This is a genomic window from Marinobacterium sp. xm-a-127, from assembly GCF_013283425.1.
Classification (GTDB): domain Bacteria; phylum Pseudomonadota; class Gammaproteobacteria; order Pseudomonadales; family Balneatricaceae; genus Marinobacterium_E.
The window spans coordinates 501,892-522,647 of the sequence record NZ_WBYH01000001.1; the positions used below are offsets into that span (position 1 = coordinate 501,892).

The window sequence follows — 20,756 nt, forward strand, 5'->3', positions numbered from 1 at the left end:
TGACTAAGATTGCTCAGGGTTAGCCTCTATCCAAAGTTTACGTTCAAGCAGCTGATCTGCGCGTTTGAGTATCTGCTCAGGCGTCAGACGGTCTAACGCGGTTAGAAGCTGCTCTCTGGTATCAAAGTTTAGGTTGTCACGATCAATCTCTCGCCAGAGTCTTTCAGTCTCATCCGCCAACCGCTTGGAGGGTGAGGCAATTCGCGAGCGCAGACTTGCTCGATACTGTTCGATGTTTTGCTCTAGCTCTGCTGCTAACCCTGCACGCCAACCCGATAAGAAATCACTATAAGCCTGTTTCAGCGCTTGCGAATCAGCCGTCGGAGATTGCACGGTCAAACCGACTCCGGGTGTTTCACCTATAGGTAGAAGGTTTGTAAAGACCACATAGCCCAGTTGCTGCTCTGTTCTCAGCTGAGTGTAAAACGGTGTCGACAGAAGCTCGTTGATCAGAGCGGTTTCCACGCGTGCTTGAGCCGTGTCACTGTCCGCCTGAAGGTAGAGCAGCAGTGCGGAGTCGGTATGAGCGACCGAGATCGATTTAGTTGTCTCTCCATCATCTAGGCTGTTCGCTTTGATCGGGTTCACATTAGCGGGTTTCATCGCAGACAGTGCTGAGTGAACGGTTGAGCTGATCAGCTCGGCTTGTTCACGACTGATATTACCGTGGATAAACAGTTTTAACTGACCTTCAGCAAGCAGTTTCTCTCTCTGCTTGGAAAGATCAGCCAGTGTCATCGAATCAATCACCGCCAGTTTCTCTTCACTGCTCCAGCTATTATCCAATAACTCTTGGTAGAGCAGGGCAAAGGTTCGGTTGTAGGGTTTCTCTTTAAGGCTGTTGGCAAGATCCTCTTTAAGGTTCTGCTTCAATCGAGCAAACAACGCCTCATCCTGCAAAGGCATACTCAGAGACCTGAGCAGTGTTTCTAACAACCGATCCAGACGCTGGTTGTAGCCACTCACTTTAATGGATAGGCCTCGCAGGTGAGGGTAGATCTCGGCGTTCAGTCCAGCCAGTGCGGCATCGTAGAGCGCTTCGTTGAGCTGTTCATTGATCATGTCGGTCAACAGTGAATTGGCGACGGATGCGGCTGCATCAGGCTGAGCATTATTCGACAGTATCGCCAGATTGATTGCTCCTCTGGGCTGCTTGTAGCTGACATCAACCTTGTGCAGCGCAGTGAGATTACCCTCTTTAAAAACAGTCTCAGGCAACTCTGCTTGCGTCTCTTCGAGAAGATCGAACTGATCAGCAATATAGGGATTCAAGGGTTTAATGCTGAGGGCCGGAATGAGTTTTGGACTCTTCCAGCGCTCTAGAAGGGCGGAGTCGATCGTTTTAATGCTGTAGTCGATCTCATATCGAGGTTCTTGCTGATCGGTCTCAACCTGCTGTGAATAGAGGCCTAGCACTAAGTTGTCCGGCGTCATGTACGAGAGGTAGTCATTAATCAACGCGGCATCAAACTGATCAAACGCGTAGGAGGCCCTGATCAATTCAGCCTCAGGGTAGTCCACCATCATCTTAGAAAGACGCATCACGTTGTGGATCGGTTCTGAACTCTGCTGGAATCGGAACTCATTCATCGCAAGAAGAGCTTGTTCATCAAAGAGTGACTGTTGAACACCGGCCTGTTTAATAAGCTCAATTTTGCTAAACACTGCCTCAATCACACGCTCTTTCTGCTCCAGACCTTTTAGGGTGAGATCGATATGGATATCAAAGGTCGATTGTTCGGGTTGATCGATGCCAATCCAAGCCCCGACGCTGTCGGCTAGACCTTCATCCTTAAGGTAAGAGAGGAGTGACCCTTTGCCCTCATAGCCGATTTGGTTTGCAATAAAGTAGAGCGGTTTTTTCTTCCAGTAACCTTCTCTGGGGGGAACAGGAAAAGTGAGCGTTAGTTGGCGGCTCTCTTTGAGGGTTTTGATGCGAATCTCACGACCTATCTCGTTCTCTGTGAACAGCGGCACCGCATCGCTGTAGGGCGTGGCGTTGCTGTTTTTAACCTTAGAGAAACGCTGAGTTACTAGCGTCTCTAGTTCGTCTAAAGAGAGCGGTGCGCTGACCACTAGTGTCATCAAATTGGCCGAGTAGTAACGGTTGTAAAAGTCGATCAAATCGGGGCGGATGGGGTTCTCTGGCGTGTTTTCCAGAGTATCGAGGTTGCCGACCGAAAACTGGGTCCAGTTGTGCTCTGGGTTCATCGCCTCTTTTTTAGCCACGTAGATGCGACGTCCATCATCCAGCCGTTTTGACTCGTACTCAGAGTGGACGGCATTTCGTTCACGATCCACGTAAGCCTCAGTGAAGAGTGGTGCTATGAAAAATTGAGCGAAACGATCGAGCGCTTCTGGGAACGCCTCTGCTCGGACATCAAAAAAGTAGTTCGTATCATCGTAGGCGGTGAAGGCGTTGTGGCTGCCGCCATTAGAGTTAATGAACGCTTGATAGGCGTCCGCCTCTGGGTATTTTTCGGTGCCTAAAAAGAGCATGTGCTCTAGGAAATGGGCCAGTCCTGCACGCTCCGGTGGGTTGGCGCTACTACCTACTTGTACATTCAAGGAGGCGGCTCCTTTGTCGCTCTGCATATCCGAGATCAGCAATGCTCTTAACTGATTGTCCAGCTCAAGAATTCGATACTCACGAGTGTCGTTGAGGCTTTTGATTACGTCGGCACCAACGATCGACGACAGTGATAAAAAAACGAGAAATAGAAGAGAAACGATCGATTTCTTGATCACGATGTGAAATACCCCCTAGATAAACAGTCACGATAAGTGTTAGCTTCAGTCATTAATATTAAGCCTAACTTAAACGTCGTTAAGATGTTGAACAGAAATACGTTTTAAGCTGACTAACTGGATTATTGGGAGCGCTTGTTGATGAACCGTGAAAAGGTTGTATTTGGATTCTTTATCATCTTAGCCCTGACGCTGAATGTCGGCTTTGTTCTTGGGGATATCGATAATCCTGCACATCATGAAGTGTTTGAGCTCTTTTTGGCCCTGGTAGTTAGTTTAATTTGTACGGTGTTGAAGTTTGGTGACCGCAGCCACCTTGGAGCACTGTTGCTGGCGACCAGTTTGGTTGCCGATTTGCAATTGATTGCAGCTGCGGTGGTCTGGGCGTATGCCGAGCAGATCTCGTCACTGGGAATGACGGATGGGACGATGGCGAGTATTGTGTCGCTTGCTGCTGGTGCACTGGTGGCGAATGTTGTGTCGGTGGTTCTGCTAGTGGTTGAGAGTGCGTCGATTCGTCGATGAATACACTGCTTTATATTCTACTTAGGCGGCTAAGACTGCCCCTGAGCGTTCTAATCGGCGTTTACGCCGTCTCTGTGCTTGGGTTTGTTTTAATACCTGGGCTTGATGATCAGGGTCAGCCTTGGCGTATGGATTTCTTCCACGCCTTCTACTTTGTCTCGTTTATGGGTTCCACCATCGGTTTTGGTGAGATTCCTTACCCATTCACCAGTGCTCAGCGGATGTGGACCCTGGTCTGCATCTACGCAACCGTCATTGCTTGGCTCTATGCCATCGGTGCCATGTTGAGTGTGCTGCAAGATCAAGGATTCTCGCGTCTGTTGCGCACTCGCCGTTTTGCTCATCAAGTTCGATCGATTCGAGAGCCCTTCTATCTAATTTGTGGCTTTGGCACAACGGGCCGAGATGTGGTGGCTGGACTAGAGCAACAGGGTATCAAGTCAGTGGTCATCGATATCGATCAGAGCCGAATTGATGCTTTAGAACTTGAACAGTATTCACTGCCGGTGGTGGGTCTATGTGCCGATGCTTCACTGCCAGAAAATCTCGATCTGGCCGGTTTGCAGAACTCAAGTTGTCTGGGTGTGTTGGCCCTGACCAATGATGATAACGTCAATCTGTCGGTCTCGATTGCCAGCAAGCTGCTCTATCCGAAACGCATTGTGGTGAGCCGCAGCGAAAATGATACGACCACTGCCAACCTCTACTCCTTTGGCACCGATCTGGTAGTTGACCCCTTTAAGCAGTTTGCCGAGTACCTTGGCCTAGCGGCCCACAGCCCGCAAAAGCACCTGATCGTTGATTGGCTAATTTACTCTGAGCACCGCTCAATCGCATCAACCTATAAGCATCAATCGGGTCGATGGATTTTATGTGGCTATGGTCGCTTTGGTCGCGCGTTAGCTGGCTCAATGCGTGCTGAGGGGACAGAAATTACGTTAGTGGATCCTCATATGGATAGCTTCAGAGGTGATGAGCCCACATCGATTGTCGGTATAGGTACTGAGGCGTCTACCCTGATTCAAGCGGGTGTTGAAGGGGCGGTGGGTATTATTGCCGGTACCGGTAATGATGCGGATAATCTGTCGATTATCATGACCGCTCGCGAATTAAATCCTAGGTTGCAGACGGTTGTTCGCCAAAACTTGGACTCTAATGAGTTAATTTTTGAGCGACTTAAAGCCGATTTTGTCATGAACCCAGGACGTACCATTGCCAGTCGCATTCTGGCTCATCTCCGTACACCCTTGCTAGCTGAGTTTTTAGACCAATCGATGGCGCTTGATGAAGTGGATGCCAGAGAGCTTATTCAGCGCCTCAATCGCTTGGTAGGTGATGGCCAGGTTCGCATTCAAGCCTTTACACTGGGCGATGAGACGCCTGCTGTAAAAGAGTGGATAGAATCTGGTCAGATCCTGACGTTACGATCACTACTCAAATCCCCAGCAGATCGAGCAAAGGAGCTGAAATGTTTGGCTCTGCTGGTGAAGCGTGGTGGTCAATTTATGATCGAGCCGGGTGAGCTGACTGAGCTGCAGTTGGGAGATCAGATCCTGTTTGCCGGGAGAGGGGCGGACCTGTCTCAACAGCGCTGGTTGTTTGAGAACGCTCGTACTCTCAATTACGTTGTGACAGGTGAAGAGCCGCATTACGGTCTGTTGAGTTATTTTGCTAAAGGAAATGCACGTTGATCGCCTATCTATTGTTGATCTTAACGCCACTATTTTGGGCGGGTAATCATGTCGCGGCTAAAGGAGTGGCTGATATTGCCGACCCACTATTGATGGCATTTTTACGCTGGGGACTCGCCTTTTTGATCCTATTGCCTTTCTGGCTGCCCAAAGCGATTCGACAGTGGCCGATTATAAAAGCGCATTTTCCACTGCTCTTTTGGTTATCACTCACCAGTGTGGGGTGTTTCAATACTTTCATCTATTTGGGGGTTGAGACGACCACCGCTACTAACACGACCTTGATGCATGCAATTATTCCCGTTCTAATTTTGCTCTTGAACCGACTCTTTTTCAAAGAGTCTGTGGGCGGGCTGCAGTGGTTAGGGATAGCGGCTTCACTAATGGGAGTTCTTGTACTGATTACCCAAGGTGAGTTACAGCGAATTGCCTCACTGCACCTTAACCCAGGGGATGTCTGGATATTGGCTGCGATTGTGACTTGGGCTCTCTATTCGATCACCTTAAAGTTCAAACCTAAAGAGCTAGAGCCGTTCACCTTTTTCGGGCTGTCGGTTTTGATTGGTTTGCTTGTGATCTTCCCATTCGCACTGTTTGAGCAGGGTGGCTTTGTCGTGCCGACTCTCGAGACGCCGGTCTGGGCGGTTGTGGTCTATATTGCTATCTTTCCCTCGATACTCTCTTACTCTTTCTGGAATCGTGGTGTGGCGCAGTTGGGAGCGTCGACCGCTGGGCTGTTTATCTATCTGATTCCGGTATTCGGTACCCTCTTGTCTATCTTGGTGTTGAATGAGACTATGCACAGCTTCCATTTAATCGGAATTGCCCTCATTGTGCTCGGCATCTGGTTGGCCGTCGTAAGACGAGTGATAGCAGGTATTCGACAAAACCGTACTAAAACCGTTAATTGATCTGAGGTTTATAAAATAATGAAACAACTCTTTACGCTCCTGTTTGCATTTTGTTTGGTGGCAGCTATTCCCCATCAAGCGGAGGCTAAACGTTTTGGTGGCGGTTTTAGCTTGGGCAAAAGCTACTCCATGCCTAAGAAGGCGGCTCCGGCTCCGACCAAACAGGTTGCCCCTTCTCAAACCGGATCAAAAACGGCACCGACCTCAACGGCAGGCGGTAAAGCGGGTATGGGTGGTTTAATGGGTGGACTATTGGCCGGCGGTATTCTGGGAGCTCTCTTTTTCGGTGGTGCCTTTGAGGGTATCCAGCTGATGGATATGCTGTTGATTGGTCTGGTCATCTTTATGCTGTTTAAACTGTTCGGGTCGCAAAGAAGGGCTGCTTATGCTGGCGCCTCTCAGGGAGGTTACGCCCCGAATGAAGTACCCATGGCTAGAAATGCTGAACAGGGATTGGGTGGTGCTTCAAACGCTTCAGGTATGAGCGCGACGTTCGCTAAGATTGATACGCCTGAGTGGTTTGATGAAGACGCTTTCCTGGCCGGCGCTAAGGATCACTTCAAAAATTTGCAGAGTGCATGGGATCGTCAAGATTGGCAGGAGATCTCTTCTTACACCTCACCAGAGCTATTGCAGTCGCTTAAAACCAATCGAATGGTGTTACCAGAAAACCAAGTAACTGAGGTTTTGTCAGTTGATGTTGAGTTGGCTAACTTCCAAACGCTGTTGGGTGAACACATTGTAAGCCTCTATTTTGAAGGTGAAATTCGTGAAAACGGTTCGGCCACCACTACACCGTTTGCAGAAGCATGGCACCTCAGTCGAGATGCGGATTTAGACTCTGGAAACTGGACTCTGGTCGGGATTGAGCAGGTTTCTTAAGTTTTTTTAGGTAGTCGCTTGAAATCCTTTAGCTCAGCCTATAGTTTAAGCACTATCCAATAGGACCAATAAAAATTTATTTTAGGAGATTGACGATGCGCGCAATCGCAATGACTCGAGTAGCAGCACTTGCAGCAGCCGTAGCGCTTGTTGCAGGTTGTAGTTCAACTAGCACAACAACGGATGGCGGTGCAGATGGTGCAGCTACCAATAATGCAGCAACCACTCAAGGCGCTGATGGCAGCAATGTGACTGCTGGCTCTTTTGCTGAAGTTGCTAAACTGCGCACCGTTTTCTACTTCGACTTCGATCAGGCTGTTGTTAAACAAGAAGGTTTCTCTGATCTTGAAGCGCATGCTAAGTATCTATCGAACAACCCAGGTGCAACTGTTCGTCTAGAAGGTCACGCTGATGAGCGTGGTACTCGTGAGTACAACATTGCACTGGGTGAACAGCGCGCTAACGCTGTTGCTCGCCTTTTGATGGTTAACGGTGCTGGTAGCAACCAGATCGAAACTATCTCTTACGGTGAAGAGAAGCCAGCTATGCTTGGTCACACTGAAGCTGAGTGGGCGCTAAACCGTCGTGTAGAACTGAGCTACACTAGCCGCTAATGAAATTGCGTCTATTTATTGCTCTACTGACTGCTGGCACTATTGCCAGCAGTTCTGTTTCTGCAGCACAACATTCTCAATCAGCTAACAGCGAATTGGTTCTTCTTCTGCAGCAGCTGCAGGCTGAGGTTCGCCAGTTGCGTGGTGAGATTGAGACACAGCAGTATCGTTTACAAAAGCTCGAAAAAGAGCAGTTGGATCGTTACCGTGATATGGATCGCCGCCTAAGCTCTTTAGTGCTTCAACAAGCTGACCCGCTTGCTGCGCCGGCTCCTGTTGCTGCTGACCCAGTTACGTCTAACCCTGTTGTTGAGACAGCGTCTCCAAGTGTGGCTCTTGGTGAGAATCGGGCTGCTTCCGAAACAAATGCACCCGTTTCAAGTAGTGCTGCTGCGACACAGCCAGTCGAGAAGACCGTTGCTGGTTCTCCTGTTGAGGCGGAAGCACCTGTAGCCCCTGCTGAACCTACAGTCAGTGATCGAGTGGCTTACCAGCAAGCGTTCACACTGGTTCGTGAACGTAAGTTTGATGAGTCAGTTCAAGCCTTTGAACAGTTTATTCAGACCTATCCTAGCAGTGATAACCTAGCGAATGCCTACTACTGGATTGGCGAAGTGAAGCTTGCTCAGCAGCAACTAGACTCAGCCAAAGTCGCATTTGAAACGGTGGTTTCTCAGTTTGTTGGCCATCGTAAGCGCCCAGATGCACTCTATAAACTGGGTGTTGTGCAGGATCGTTTAGGTGATTCTGCTGCGCAACAGAGCAGTTTTAAACAACTGCTTGATGAGTATCCGAAAAGCTCAGCTGCAGGTCTAGCTCGTAACTACAAGCCTCGCTCATAACTATGAATCAAAAGACGAAACGTGCGGTCGTTCTGCTATCAGGCGGCCTTGACTCTGCTACGGTATTGGCGATTGCTGCTGATCAAGGGTATGAGTGTTACGCGCTAAGCTTTGACTATGGGCAGCGCGCTTTGACTGAGTTGAATGCCGCCAAAGCGGTTTGTGCCTCTGTTGGTGCAAAAGAGCATCGCGTATTTTCACTTGATCTTGCTCAGTTCGGTGGCTCTGCCCTGACCGATAGTTCGATTGAGGTGCCTGAGGGTGAAACCGAGGGCGTTCCTATCACCTATGTGCCTGCTCGTAATACGATCTTCCTCTCTATGGCGCTGGCCTGGGCGGAAGTTTTGCATGCGGATGCGATCTTTATAGGTGTTAATGCTGTGGACTATTCGGGCTACCCTGATTGCCGTCCAGAGTTTATTAAGGCCTACGAAGAGATGGCAAACCTAGCGACTAGAAACGGCGTCACGGGTCAGCCATTCAAAATTGAGACACCTTTGATTGATCTTACTAAAGCAGAGATCATTCAAGCCGGTCATCGTTTGGGTCTGGACTACGCTTTGACTGTCTCCTGCTATCAATCAGACGATGATGGCCGGGCTTGTGGTCGCTGTGACAGTTGCCGCCTACGAGCTAAAGGCTTTGATGATGCGGGTGTTTCGGATCCGACACGTTATATCCCAGTCTAACTCTTAACTAATTGACTCGTTACGACGTTGCTTTATACGTCACTTTTTGAGGTTGGTATGCAAACAAAAGCAGATCTTGATCAACGTATTATGGTGCAAGAGCATTTTGCTCAAGAGCATCTGCCCAGTGATCTTACGCCTGCTCAAGTCGCTGATCTTGAAGAGCAGATAGCGGTTGAACTGAAAGAGCGCGATGCATGCTTGGTCGCTCACTATTACACTGATCCTCTGGTTCAAGCACTGGCAGAGAAGACCGGTGGTTGTGTTGCTGATTCGCTTGAGATGGCGCGTTTTGGTGCTAATCACTCGGCATCTACTCTTGTGGTCGCTGGTGTAAAATTTATGGGTGAGACGTCTAAGATTCTTAGCCCAGATAAGCGCATCTTGATGCCTACTTTGGAAGCAACCTGTTCACTTGATATCGGTTGTCCTATCGAAGACTTTAGTGCGTTTTGTGATGCACATCCTGATCATGAAGTGGTTGTTTATGCCAATACCTCTGCCGAGGTGAAGGCCAGAGCGGACTGGGTGGTGACATCGAGTATCGCACTGCAAGTCGTTGAACATCTGGTTGATCAGGATAAAAAGATCATCTGGGGCCCTGATAAGCACCTGGGTAGTTACATCGAGAATCAAACGGGCGCAGAGATGCTGTTGTGGGATGGCTCTTGTATTGTCCATGAAGAGTTTAAAGCGAAAGGGTTGTTAGATCTTAAAGCGGTCTACCCAGACGCTGCGGTGCTTGTTCACCCAGAATCGCCCGCTTCTGTTGTCGAGCTTGCCGATGCAGTGGGCTCTACCAGTCAGTTAATCAAAGCGGCTCATGATCTACCAAACGATAGGTTCATTGTAGCAACCGATCGAGGCATCTTCTTTAAGATGCAGCAGGCTGCTCCAGGCAAAACCTTTATTGAAGCACCCACCGGAGGTTCTGGTGCAACCTGTCGAAGTTGCGCACACTGTCCCTGGATGGCAATGAACGGCCTTGAAAATATTTTGGATGGACTGCGTCATGGCCGTGAAGAGGTCTTTGTCGATCCAGAGCTTCGTCAACGTGCGCTTCGCCCACTTGAGAGAATGTTGAGCTTTCAAGCCCGCTAATCTCTAATTGAGTGAGTGACTCTCCCTGTTGCTCACATCAACCTTTATTTAAACAGTTCATCAAACCTCAGTTGGTCTGCTCGAATCTCTCTCTCCCTCTGTTCGAGCCAACCCAGTTGAACTCTATTGTTTCTAGCATCCCTGCGGGCAAACTCTACCTGTCTGAGCGCTAGATCAAACTCAGCTCGCTGAAAAAAGAACTCAATTCGGGTACGGTGAAGCTGCTCTATATCATTGATCAAGCCATATAGCTCGGCGAGATGGTATAAAAACAGTGTATTGTTGGGGTGATCTCTAAGCAGTTTTCTGTAGAGGCTGATCGCTTGTGAGACGTTTCCCTGCTCTCTATAGGTCTTGGCCAGTGCCGCTTGCACGGCAAGGTCATTAGGGTAGAGGTCCGTTAGCTCATCCATTAACTGTCTAGTCGCTTGCCCGCTGAGAGAGAGTTGAGTTAAACGACTGAGTTGCACCCAAGGGTGTTGTTGCCAGCTTTTGGAGAGTGCCTCCCAGTGGCTTTGCGCTTCCTCGCTGTTATTCACAGATAGAGCTTTTAAGTAGTGAGTAAACTGCTTGGCTGACTCATCTAATTCTGAGTTGTTAAGTAACTGGTTTTCAGCGCCATACTTAACAGCCACTCTCGATTTGGCAATCATAAAGTTTTGGTGGTCACGATTCTCTTCGCTTGCGCTCGGTAAATTCATGGCACGGTTAGTGGAATCGGCGATTCGCGATTCAGTCACTGGATGGGTTCGTAAAAACTCGGGTACAGCGCTGCCCGAAAAACGATTGGCTTGCGCTAGCTGTGCAAACATCTGTGGCATCGCTTGAGGGTCATACCCTGCGGCAACCAGCGTGCGCATACCTGCTTGGTCTGCATCGAGCTCATTTTGTCTACTGAAACTAAGTCGCGCATTTTCTGAAGCACCAATAGTGCCTTGAAGTGCGGCCGCTCCTGCGTTGGGATTGATGCTGGAGAGTAAAATACTGCCGACGATGCCTGCTAATACCAGTGGTTGTCGCTGCTCGCTGGCCGCCTGTTGTTGTGCAAAGTGACGCTGACTTAAGTGGGCAAACTCGTGAGCGATCACCGACATTAATTGATCTTCTGTCTCTGTTGCTAATAGCAGTCCCGCATTGATACCAATGATGCCACCCGGTGCGGCAAAGGCATTAACCTCCTGTTGGTCGATGACCAGGAGATCTAACCGCTTATCTTGTAGCTCAGAAAAGGGTGATAGGTACCACAGTCGATCCTTGAGATAGCTCTCGACAATCGGATCGTCCAGAAGCTGGGCTTGGGCTTTCATCATGCGCATCCAGGCTTGGCCAAGTGCTCGTTCTTGCTCAAGCTGATAGCTCGAGTTGGTGCTGCCCGCCAGGGAGGGCAGCTTCTCTGAGCCTTGCACGTTAAAGCAGATAAGGCTGGATAGTAGAATGATTAAAGGGGTTCGCATCAGAGGTAGCATAGCCTTTGTTCTGTATATCAGTTACATTGCGCCGATAGATTCGCTTTTTACACTGACTTTAGTATGACAGAGATTCACATTGATAAAAGAGTCGACGCGACCGGTTTAGCTTGTCCGCTGCCGTTATTGAAAGCCAAGCAGGCGCTGAACACCCTTGAAGTGGGGCAGGTCCTTGAGTTGATTGCGACGGATGCGGGTTCTGTACGTGACTTTAAAGCTTATGCTGATCTGTCGAATCATGAGTTGATCTCTACGACAGAGAACAACCAAACCTATATTCACCTTCTTCGCAGAGGTTAATTGAGCGATGCAAAAGATTTTTAGTAAATGGGTACAACGTTACTTCTCAAATGAGGAGGCACTGTTGCTGTTTTTACTGCTGTTTGTCTCTGGTTTGGTGATTTGGCACTTAGGTGGTGCGCTGATTCCGGTCTTTGCCGGGCTCATTCTTGCTTTCATGATGCAGGGCGGTGTCAATCGATTGAAAAGCATTGGCTTGGGTCACAAAAGTGCCGTTGCAACGATGTTTATCGCCTTTACCGGTTTTGTTGTAGCAATGTTCCTGTTCATTCTCCCTGCTGTTTGGACGCAGTTGGTGAACCTGTTCAATGAGCTGCCCGGCATGGTGACCAAGCTGCAGCAGGTATTGATGCTGCTCCCTCAGAACTACCCTGAATTGGTCTCTGCTGAACAGATTCGCAACCTTATCGGCACCGCTGCCGCTGAGCTGAGTCAGTTAGGGCAGTGGCTACTTAGCTTCTCGTTAAGCTCTCTAACGGGTGTGTTAACCGCGCTGATCTACTTCGTTTTGGTGCCTATTCTGGTGCTCTTCTTCCTGTTGGACGGTGATCGTTTGATCGCTGGTTGGACTGCATTTCTGCCTAAGAAGCGGGAGATGATGGATCAGGTCTGGAACGAGATGGACTCTCAGTTGGCTAACTATATCCGCGGTAAGGCGATTGAAATTTTAATCGTTGGTGTCGCAACCTTTATCTCTTTTGCACTGCTGGGTATCAACTATGCTGCGCTACTTGGTTTGTTGGTTGGTCTGTCGGTGTTGATTCCTTATATCGGTGCTGCGGTGGTGACTGTCCCAGTGGCGCTGATTGCCTTCTTTCAATGGGGCTGGAGCGATCAGTTTCTCTACCTAATGCTTGCCTATACGATCATTCAGGCGATCGATGGTAACGTGATTGTACCCTTGCTCTTTTCCGAAGCGGTTAATTTGCACCCGGTCTCTATCATTGTCGCTGTATTGGTGTTTGGAACGCTATGGGGGTTCTGGGGTGTGTTCTTTGCTATCCCGTTGGCGACTCTGGTTAAGTCGATCGTTTCAGCTTGGCCTACAGCGGATGAACTGCCCCCATCTGATGCAGGGTAAGTTGGATCGTCAATTTTAAAAAGAAGGGGTGCTGAGGCACCCCTTATCGTATCGATCAGTCGCCCAATATCTGAGCGGTGTGCTCTTTGGTTTTGACTTTGGCAATTACATCAGAAACCTTGCCCTGCTCATCGATGATGAAGGTGGTTCTGACCGTACCCATGTACTCTTTGCCGTAATTCTTTTTCAGCTGCCAGGTTCCGTAGAGTTCATGAACGGCATTGTCAGTATCGGCAATAAGTGGAAAGGGAAGATCATACTTTTCGATGAAGTTACGATGCTTGGCCTCTGAATCTGTGCTCACACCGATCACTTGATAGCCATTGTCCGCCAATCGCTCAATATTATCTCGCAGGTCGCAAGCTTGAGCGGTACAGCCAGGCGTGTTGTCACGAGGGTAGAAGTAGAGAACAACCTTTTTACCCTTGTACTGACTTAGCGTGATTGTCTCTCCATTCTGGTCCTTTGCTTCAAAGTCCGGAGCTGTTTGACCGACTTCAACCATCTTTATCTCCTAGTAATGCAATAAAAAGTTACTGTGCCTCTACGAATGTTACCCGGAAATCGTTTAAAATGGTTGGCTAAATAGTATTCTTGCTGATCATTAAAAGGATAACGCCTTAGAGATCAGCAACCGAGCCATAATAAGGTGAAATATATGATTCTTGGCAGCCTCGTTGCGCTGGTAACGCCGATGCACGATAACGGTGATATTGATTGGCAGGCTTTAGATCGCATTGTCGATATGCACATCGAACAGTGTACAGCCTCAATTGTTGCTGTGGGTACCTCTGGAGAGTCTGCGACACTGGATTATGATGAGCACCTAGAGGTGGTGGCTCGCGTTGTTGAGCGTTGTAAAGGCAAAATGCCGGTCATTGCCGGTACAGGCGCTAACTCTACTCGTGAAGCGATTGAGATGACTCGCGGTGCCAAAAATGCGGGTGCTGATGCCTGTCTTTTGGTGACCCCTTACTACAACAAACCGACTCAAGAAGGTCTCTACCAACACTACAAAGCGGTTGCTGAAGCCGTTGATATCCCTCAGATTCTCTACAATGTTCCCGGTCGTACGGCCTGTGATATGTTGCCAGAGACAACGCTTCGTCTGGCTGAGGTGAAAAATATCGTCGGAATCAAAGAGGCGACCGGTGATATCGAGCGTGCTCAATACCTGATCGATAACGCACCAGCCGACTTCGCAATCTACTCAGGCGATGATGCCACCGCGATCGAGCTCATTCTTGCTGGCGGTCACGGGAATATCTCTGTTACCGCTAACGCAGCGCCTAAGGCGATGGCCGAGTTATGCCAGCTCGGCTTGGATAAAAAGTTCGACGAAGCTCGAGCACTACAGCAGAAGCTGATGCCGCTGCATAAAGATCTATTTGTTGAATCCAACCCTATTCCAGTGAAATGGGCCATGTATGAGATGGGTTTGATTGGTCAGGGGATTCGTCTGCCTTTGACGCCGCTATCTGAAGAGAATCGCCCAACGGTTGTTGCTGCGCTGAAACAGACAGGTTTGATTTAAGGTCCCTACTATGAACGCTCGCTTTTGGATGCTGTGTGGAACGTTGGTTGTATCGGGTTGTACGATGCAGGATGCAATCAAGTCGAACCCGATATACGGCGAGAAGGGTGTTATCCGTGATCGCGGTCAAGAGTACGCTCTTGCACAGCCGGGTAAACGTCTTGTCATCCCTGAGGGTATCAATGCCAAGAGCACTGAAGATCTACTTCAGGTTCCTGAGATAAATGAATCAGAAGTCGTATCAAACGAACTGGTTCCAGAAGCGCCTCGCCCAGAGTTCTTTTTTGCCGTTGATGGCAATGATCGTGCATCGATTCGACCACTTAAAGGTGAGCGTGTCATTCTGGTCGATGAGCCGATTGACCAGGTGTGGGTTGAACTAAAGCCATTCTGGCAGGATGCCAACATCAACCTGGCCATTGCAGACCCAAAAACGGGCGTGATGGAATCTGAGTGGATAGAGGTTGCAGGCGAGGATCTTAACTACTTTCAGCGTCTATTGAATACCGTTAAGTTTAACTCTGAAGCAAATGAGCCCTCACTCAACAAACTGCGAGTGCGTTTGCGTCCTGACCCTGATAACACCGAGAGAACAGCCATCAGCATGGAGCATGCTCAGATTGCATTGAGTGCTGATAAGAGTGAACTTGATTGGAGCAGTGATGCGACTGAGTTGGCGTACTCTAATGAGATCATGTTTGCTATGTTGAACTACCTGGGTAAGGGGGATGTTGCTTCTACCGCGCCTACTCTATCTCAGTTCCAAACTGCCGACCGTTTAACGGCGACTATGGGGCGTGACTCACGTAACCGTCCCTTGTTGAATGTTAAAACCAGTGGTGATCAGGCTTGGGAACTTGTGAATAAAGCTCTTGATAGTGCCGGCGTCGACGTAGGTACTCGCGATCGAGACGAGGGTATCATCTATCTAACCTTTAAACAGACTGTAGCAGAAGAGAAACCTAAAGGTTTCTTGGAGTGGCTCCGTTCCAACGAGATGGGCCCTATCACTCTGGACACCGAACTGCTGTCAGGCAAAGCAACTGATGAGCAGCCCTCTGATGTGGTTTATAGTTCAGACCCCAATGCGATTGTCGCTGGTGCGCAAGCAACTCAGGAAGAGCTTCAGGCAATGGAAGGCTTTAAAGTTTGGATGGGCGGTCGAGTCGTTTATGTCTTTGGGCAAGATAACCAGAAGCGCCTAAACGATGCGACTGGTGAACTTGAGTTGATTAAACGTTTTCAGTTGAGCTTCAATCGTGCTCGTACTGGTGTTTTGTTGACGGTCAATGATGATAAAGGTAAGCCTGCTGACGCGGGTGGTGCTGAACAGCTTCTATGGTTGATTAAGGATAATCTGCCTCTTTGATTATAAGTTGCAATAGATGCAGCTGCTTTGGAGTTTTGAATGGAAAAGCGTGAAGAGCTATATGCCGGTAAAGCGAAATCGGTATTTACGACTGATAACCCAGATCTAATGATCATGGAGTTCAGAGACGATACCTCGGCGTTTGATGGCAAAAAGATGGAACAGCTTGATCGTAAAGGTATGGTCAATAATAAGTTCAACGCTTTTATTATGACGGCTCTTGCGAATGCGGGTATACCTACTCATTTCGTTGAGCTGCAGTCTGATAACGAATCTGTGGTAAAACGACTCGACATGATGCCTGTTGAGTGTGTTGTTCGTAATATCTCAGCGGGTTCGCTTTGTCGCCGTATCGGCGTCGAAGAGGGGCTGGAGCTGAATCCGCCGACCTTTGAACTATTTCTTAAGAACGACGCGTTGGGTGACCCGATGGTCAATGAGTCTCTTGTTGAGACCTTTGGTTGGGCTGAGCCTGCTCATCTAGCCACAGCAAAAGAACTGACCTTCAAAGTTAACGATGTGTTGAAGAAGATGTTTGATGATGCTGGTATGTTACTGGTGGATTACAAACTTGAGTTTGGCGTCTTCAATGGTGAAGTGTTATTAGGTGATGAGTTCTCTCCAGATGGCTGTCGTCTGTGGGATAAAGAGACCCGTGAAAAGATGGATAAAGACCGCTTCCGTCAGGGGCTGGGTGGTGTCATCGAAGCCTATGAAGAGGTGGGTCGCCGTCTTGGAATTACTTTTTAATTCCAATCAAAACGCATCAAGAAGCCGGCTTAATATGCCGGCTTTTTTGTCTTTAGAAGGGAGCGGGGGATGAAAAGCTCAGGCGTTCTCCAGAAATAGGGTGGTGAAGCTCAAGTAGGTCAGCGTGGAGCATCAGTCTATCTGAACAGGTCAACGCTTCCCCTTCAGCATATAGGTTGTCGCCTAATATTGGCTGACCCAGGTATTGGCAGTGGACTCTAAGCTGATGGGAACGCCCAGTAATCGGGTAGAGTGATAATCGAGTGGCTGTGTGCCCATTGATTAGCTCCAGGCCTCGGTTACGGTAGAAGGTGAGCGCATGCTTTCCCTGTTCGTGATCAATGATCTGAAGGGGACGGCGATCCCAGTCACAACGAAGGGGTTGTTCAACCCAGCCATCAGCTTGACTCATTTCGCCGCTGACTAGGGCGGCGTATCGTTTGAATGGAATACGATTTTGAAACTGTATGCTGAGCTCGCGATGAGTCATTTTTGAGCGAGCAAGCACCATCAGCCCTGACGTTGAACAGTCGAGACGATGAACGATCAACGCATCAGGCCACTGTTCAACGGCACGACTCCATAAGCAGTCTTGCTTATCCTCTCCTCGTCCAGGAACAGATAGCATTTCAGCCGGTTTTTCTAAGATCAGCATATCCTGATCTTCATAGTGACACTGGATCATGGTGTCGGCTCAAACAGTGCAATTGATTCGACGTGATGAGTCTGCGGGAACATATCAGCGACTGTGAATCGCGTCATTGAAAAGCCAATATCAGACAGTGTTTTACTGTCGCGCACCAGCGACATTGGGTCACATGCGATGTAGAGTATGGCTCTTGCTCCAAGATTTTGCAGGTGAGGAATCAGGTCAGCTGCACCACTTCTTGGCGGATCAAGAAGAATAAGATCGTACTGGCTATTCAACCAAGCTGTCTCTGTATTGACGTTGCTAAGATCTGATTTGATGGATGTTAAGTTGTCGATCGCATTGAGTGCTGCATTGGCTTGTGAACGTTTGACCATAGCTGAAACACCCTCTACTGCCACCACCTCTTTGGTTAGTTTTGCCAAAGGCAGGCTAAAGTTACCGAGCCCTGAGAATAGATCGAGAAGACGATCCTCTTGTTTAGGCTTTAGCCACTCAATTGCGCACTCAATGAGAGCTTCGTTGACAGAAGCATTCACCTGTATAAAGTCATTGGTATCAAACTGATAACGGATATCACGCTGTCTATTGATGAACTCCGGCTCTTCAATGCTATTCAGAGTCAGGGTTTGATCATTAAAACTCACTCGTAAGTTGATGCCCTCAGTGACGGCTAGTGAGGTTAGGGCACCCATAATCTCGTCTGATGGGCGCTTTTTAGCACGTATCTCAACCGCCAGTAAGTTGTCGCCATCGCTCAAAGAGAGATGCGTTAATGTCTTAAGTTTATCCAGTCCATCCAGGCGTTCGCGCAGTGCGCCTAAAAAACGGTTACACCGATCGGTCAGGACGGGACAGCTAGGTATATCAATAAGCTTATTAGATTCAGAACGTCTAAAACCGATGATTAAATCACCACTTTCACGTTGATTAATACCGACACGAGCGGAGCGGCGGTAGTTGAGTTTTTGTTCCGAGACGATAGGGGGCTCAGTGATCTGTGGCTCAAGATTGGATTGACGCTTGAGTGTGCTGAGTATCTGATCACGCTTCAATTCTACTGCACGCTCAGGGTCTAAATGCTGAAGATCACAGCCACCGCACTCACCAGCATATTCACAGCTAGGTTGGATGCGGGCATCTGAACTCGTTTGAATCTCAGTTACAACCGCCTCATCAAAGCGCTTACCTGCTTTAGTTAAAGTAGCACTGACCGTTTCACCCGGCAGTGCTCCCTGGATAAACAGTGCCTTGCCGTCGACTCTTGCGACTCCGCGACCTTCCAAAGAGAGAGATTCAATCTGAATACTCTCTGGTAGGGGGTGAGTGGCTTTTGCAGGGGCCTTTTTAGGGCCGCCATATCTAACGGTGCGTCTGCGCATGGTAACTTAATACTCTTAAATGTGGGTTTTTTGGCCCATTAATCTTTTCTAAGCGAATCTTTAACCGCGATTGGTGATGGGTAGTTAAAGATGACGATGTAGGTCGATAACAGAAAGCTTAAAATAGCGGTGGCCTGAATAACGTGGGACGCCTCAGTGCCAATTAAACCACCTGCAAAAGCGAGATAGGCGATCAGTAGCGAAAACTCAGAGATTTGTCCCAAACGAAAGCCTATCTCCCAACCCGTCGATGGAGATTCGGAGATACGGCCTAAAAGAAGTCGGAAAACAACCGGTTTTAGCAGCAGAACGGCGATGGTTAAGATCAGCGCAGGTACTATGATTAATCCAATTAGATTTAAATTGAAGCTGGCGCCGACTGAGAAGAAAAATAGAATTAGGAAAAAATCGCGCAACGGTTTTAGATTGGTTGCGATGTATTGCGAAATTGGGCTGGTTGCCAGAGCAATGCCCGCGATAAAGGCACCCATTTCCGCCGATAGGCCACCCAGTTTTGCCGCCTCTGCCATGCCAAGACACCAGCCAATCGCCACTAAGAAAATGTATTCATGAAAACGGTCAAACTTCATCAGTAAGGGCAAAATGACATAGCGAACGCCTGCCCATGCAAAAATACCCAATGCCGGTAGTGCGATGGCCGATTTGACGAAACTGCTCATCGGATCGCTGTCACCTCCCGAGTTGAGTATCAACAGGACAATAATGGCGATCACGTCCTGCAACAGTAGAAGACCGACGACCAGTTCTCCGGTGTGTTTGTGGTGTAGGACGGTCGTGGGTAGCAGCTTAATCCCTATGATCGTGCTGGAGAACATCACTGCAGCACCGATGATAACTGACTCAGCCTGACTGAATCCAAACAGGCTACCCACGCTAAAACCTAAGCCTAAGAACAGTGCCGAACTGGCAATCGCCACCAGTGTTGCCTTCTTGAGCATATGGATCAGATGGGCAGGCTGCATATCCAAACCCAGTAAGAACAGCAGAAAGATAATGCCGATATGAGCGATATCGCTGAGTAGATTAGTATCGGAGACCAGTTCAAGACCGTAAGGTCCGAGCAGTGCCCCAAGCACAATATAAGCAACAAGCAAGGGCTGGCGTGTAAACAGTGCTACAGATGCTAGCACCGCTGCGCCGGTAAAAATAAGAAAGAAAGATGTAAACAGACTGTGCTCTAGCATGAGTGCTCTCCGGTGGATGAGCAAATTGTAACAAGTGAGAGAGAAAATCGTTACGTTTAAATAATTGAGTGTTTTACTCGGAATTAATAACTCGCTATCCTATAGCGCATTATCGGTACGACTACTGGAGAGTTTTGATGTTAAATATTGAAGTGACAGAAGGTGCACAAGGTTACCTTGCCGAGCTTCTAGAGAAGCAGAACGTTGAAGGCATTGCGGTCCGTCTGTTTGTGACACAACCGGGCACAACCTATGCGGAAACTTGTCTAGCTTACTGCCGTCCTGATGAGGTCAATGATGAGGACGAGGTGATGCAGCTTGAACAGGTTCGCTTCTACATTGAGAAGAACAGCATTCCCTACCTTGATGAAGCGTTTATTGACTATGCTACTGATCGTATGGGCGGTCAGTTAACGATTAAAGCGCCGAATGCCAAAGTGCCTAAGGTGTCTGCCGACAGCCCAATCGAAGAGCAGATTAACTACATTCTCTACTCAGAGGTTAATCCCGGTCTAGCTTCACACGGTGGCGAAGTTAAGCTCGAAGAGGTCTCTGAAGAGGAGGCTGGACTTGTCGCTATCCTTCGTTTCGGTGGTGGTTGTCAGGGTTGTAGTGCCGTTGATATGACCCTAAAAGACGGTGTTGAGGCGACTTTAATTGAAAAAGTACCTGGTCTGGTCGGAGTTCGAGATGTCACAGATCACAGCCAGCGTGAACAGGCTTACTATAAATAACGTGAGATTGTTAACTAGACACCCAAAGCGCCTCATTAGAGGCGTTTTTCAATTTGTGGGCTGTTCTAGGGAGCTTACGAATAAGTCCATGACATCTCAGGCTTACAATCAAATTCAGCATCAAGGCGTGTTTTCGAAGGCCTAGCGGGCTAAGTCGAGAAAGCACAACGAAGAGGATGGGTTTGATTGTAAGCCCCGTAGGGCGCGACGTGAAACATCCATCTACAGCGTTGGATCGCTTATTAAGGACGACGGCCATTAATTGCTCAATCCGCCTCGTATC

At 48.6% G+C, this 20,756-nt stretch carries 20 protein-coding genes; 14 read left to right on the forward strand and 6 right to left on the reverse strand.

All coding sequences use genetic code 11. The features are described 5' to 3' along the window. Positions 1-3: 3 nt before the first annotated feature. The gene (locus tag XMA127_RS02420) at positions 4-2,748 is read right to left on the reverse strand and encodes an insulinase family protein (RefSeq protein WP_173498876.1); all 2,745 of its coding nucleotides are present in this window, start codon (positions 2,746-2,748) and stop codon (positions 4-6) included. Positions 2,749-2,889: 141 nt separating this feature from the next. On the opposite strand from XMA127_RS02420, the gene XMA127_RS02425 reads away from it, so the two are divergent. The 8 genes from XMA127_RS02425 to nadA all read left to right on the forward strand — a co-directional run bounded on the left by XMA127_RS02425 (position 2,890) and on the right by nadA (position 10,003). After that, positions 2,890-3,273 (forward strand): DUF6394 family protein, encoded by a 384-nt coding sequence (locus XMA127_RS02425; RefSeq protein WP_173480431.1) that lies wholly within the window; start codon positions 2,890-2,892, stop codon positions 3,271-3,273. Further along, positions 3,270-4,964, forward strand: coding sequence for a TrkA family potassium uptake protein (locus XMA127_RS02430; protein WP_173480432.1), 1,695 nt, complete (start codon positions 3,270-3,272; stop codon positions 4,962-4,964). The genes XMA127_RS02425 and XMA127_RS02430 overlap by 4 nt, the downstream gene beginning before the upstream one ends. After that, positions 4,961-5,875, forward strand: coding sequence for a DMT family transporter (locus tag XMA127_RS02435; RefSeq protein WP_217361980.1), 915 nt, complete (start codon positions 4,961-4,963; stop codon positions 5,873-5,875). Before XMA127_RS02430 ends, XMA127_RS02435 begins: the two co-directional genes overlap by 4 nt. An 18-nt stretch (positions 5,876-5,893) precedes the next feature. Then, a complete protein-coding gene (locus tag XMA127_RS02440; protein ID WP_173480433.1) occupies positions 5,894-6,757 on the forward strand; it encodes a Tim44 domain-containing protein in 864 nt (287 codons plus the stop codon). 95 nt (positions 6,758-6,852) lie between these two features. Next, positions 6,853-7,371 (forward strand): peptidoglycan-associated lipoprotein Pal, encoded by a 519-nt coding sequence (pal, locus tag XMA127_RS02445; RefSeq protein WP_173480434.1) that lies wholly within the window; start codon positions 6,853-6,855, stop codon positions 7,369-7,371. After that, a complete protein-coding gene (gene ybgF / locus XMA127_RS02450; protein ID WP_173483884.1) occupies positions 7,371-8,213 on the forward strand; it encodes a tol-pal system protein YbgF in 843 nt (280 codons plus the stop codon). Before pal ends, ybgF begins: the two co-directional genes overlap by 1 nt. Before the next feature lie 2 nt (positions 8,214-8,215). Beyond that, complete coding sequence (gene queC / locus XMA127_RS02455; protein ID WP_173483885.1) at positions 8,216-8,902, forward strand: 7-cyano-7-deazaguanine synthase QueC; 687 nt, start codon at positions 8,216-8,218, stop codon at positions 8,900-8,902. Between the two features lie 57 nt (positions 8,903-8,959). Then, positions 8,960-10,003, forward strand: coding sequence for a quinolinate synthase NadA (nadA, locus tag XMA127_RS02460; protein WP_173480437.1), 1,044 nt, complete (start codon positions 8,960-8,962; stop codon positions 10,001-10,003). 44 nt (positions 10,004-10,047) lie between these two features. On the opposite strand, the gene XMA127_RS02465 is transcribed toward nadA, so the two are convergent. Continuing rightward, positions 10,048-11,457, reverse strand: coding sequence for a M48 family metallopeptidase (locus XMA127_RS02465; RefSeq protein WP_173498877.1), 1,410 nt, complete (start codon positions 11,455-11,457; stop codon positions 10,048-10,050). Positions 11,458-11,532: 75 nt separating this feature from the next. Between XMA127_RS02465 and XMA127_RS02470 the strand changes: the two genes are divergently transcribed. After that, complete coding sequence (locus XMA127_RS02470) at positions 11,533-11,769, forward strand: sulfurtransferase TusA family protein (protein WP_173480439.1); 237 nt, start codon at positions 11,533-11,535, stop codon at positions 11,767-11,769. Between the two features lie 7 nt (positions 11,770-11,776). Further along, entirely contained in the window at positions 11,777-12,850 is a 1,074-nt protein-coding gene (locus XMA127_RS02475; RefSeq protein ID WP_173480440.1) for an AI-2E family transporter, read from the forward strand. A gap of 55 nt (positions 12,851-12,905) precedes the next feature. On the opposite strand, the gene bcp is transcribed toward XMA127_RS02475, so the two are convergent. Beyond that, complete coding sequence (gene bcp, locus XMA127_RS02480) at positions 12,906-13,355, reverse strand: thioredoxin-dependent thiol peroxidase (protein WP_173480441.1); 450 nt, start codon at positions 13,353-13,355, stop codon at positions 12,906-12,908. Between the two features lie 153 nt (positions 13,356-13,508). On the opposite strand from bcp, the gene dapA reads away from it, so the two are divergent. Genes dapA through purC form a run of 3 tightly spaced genes read left to right on the forward strand, consistent with a single transcriptional unit; the run spans position 13,509 to position 16,503 of the window. After that, the gene (gene dapA / locus XMA127_RS02485; protein ID WP_173480442.1) at positions 13,509-14,384 is read left to right on the forward strand and encodes a 4-hydroxy-tetrahydrodipicolinate synthase; all 876 of its coding nucleotides are present in this window, start codon (positions 13,509-13,511) and stop codon (positions 14,382-14,384) included. A 10-nt stretch (positions 14,385-14,394) separates the two neighbouring features. Next, positions 14,395-15,753, forward strand: coding sequence for an outer membrane protein assembly factor BamC (gene bamC / locus XMA127_RS02490; protein ID WP_173498878.1), 1,359 nt, complete (start codon positions 14,395-14,397; stop codon positions 15,751-15,753). Positions 15,754-15,792: 39 nt separating this feature from the next. Beyond that, a complete protein-coding gene (gene purC, locus XMA127_RS02495) occupies positions 15,793-16,503 on the forward strand; it encodes a phosphoribosylaminoimidazolesuccinocarboxamide synthase (RefSeq protein ID WP_173480444.1) in 711 nt (236 codons plus the stop codon). A 52-nt stretch (positions 16,504-16,555) separates the two neighbouring features. Here the strand turns inward: purC and XMA127_RS02500 are convergent, their stop codons facing one another. The 3 genes from XMA127_RS02500 to XMA127_RS02510 are packed head-to-tail and all read right to left on the reverse strand — an operon-like array spanning position 16,556 to position 19,739. Further along, positions 16,556-17,188, reverse strand: coding sequence for an RluA family pseudouridine synthase (locus XMA127_RS02500; protein ID WP_173480445.1), 633 nt, complete (start codon positions 17,186-17,188; stop codon positions 16,556-16,558). Further along, complete coding sequence (gene rlmD / locus XMA127_RS02505; RefSeq protein WP_173498879.1) at positions 17,185-18,534, reverse strand: 23S rRNA (uracil(1939)-C(5))-methyltransferase RlmD; 1,350 nt, start codon at positions 18,532-18,534, stop codon at positions 17,185-17,187. Before rlmD ends, XMA127_RS02500 begins: the two co-directional genes overlap by 4 nt. Before the next feature lie 38 nt (positions 18,535-18,572). After that, the gene (locus tag XMA127_RS02510; RefSeq protein ID WP_173480447.1) at positions 18,573-19,739 is read right to left on the reverse strand and encodes a cation:proton antiporter; all 1,167 of its coding nucleotides are present in this window, start codon (positions 19,737-19,739) and stop codon (positions 18,573-18,575) included. A 137-nt stretch (positions 19,740-19,876) separates the two neighbouring features. Here XMA127_RS02510 and nfuA point away from each other — a divergent pair, with 137 nt between their 5' ends. Further along, positions 19,877-20,473, forward strand: a complete 597-nt coding sequence (gene nfuA, locus XMA127_RS02515) for a Fe-S biogenesis protein NfuA (RefSeq protein WP_173480448.1) — start codon at positions 19,877-19,879, stop codon at positions 20,471-20,473. The last annotated feature ends 283 nt before the right edge of the window (positions 20,474-20,756 follow it).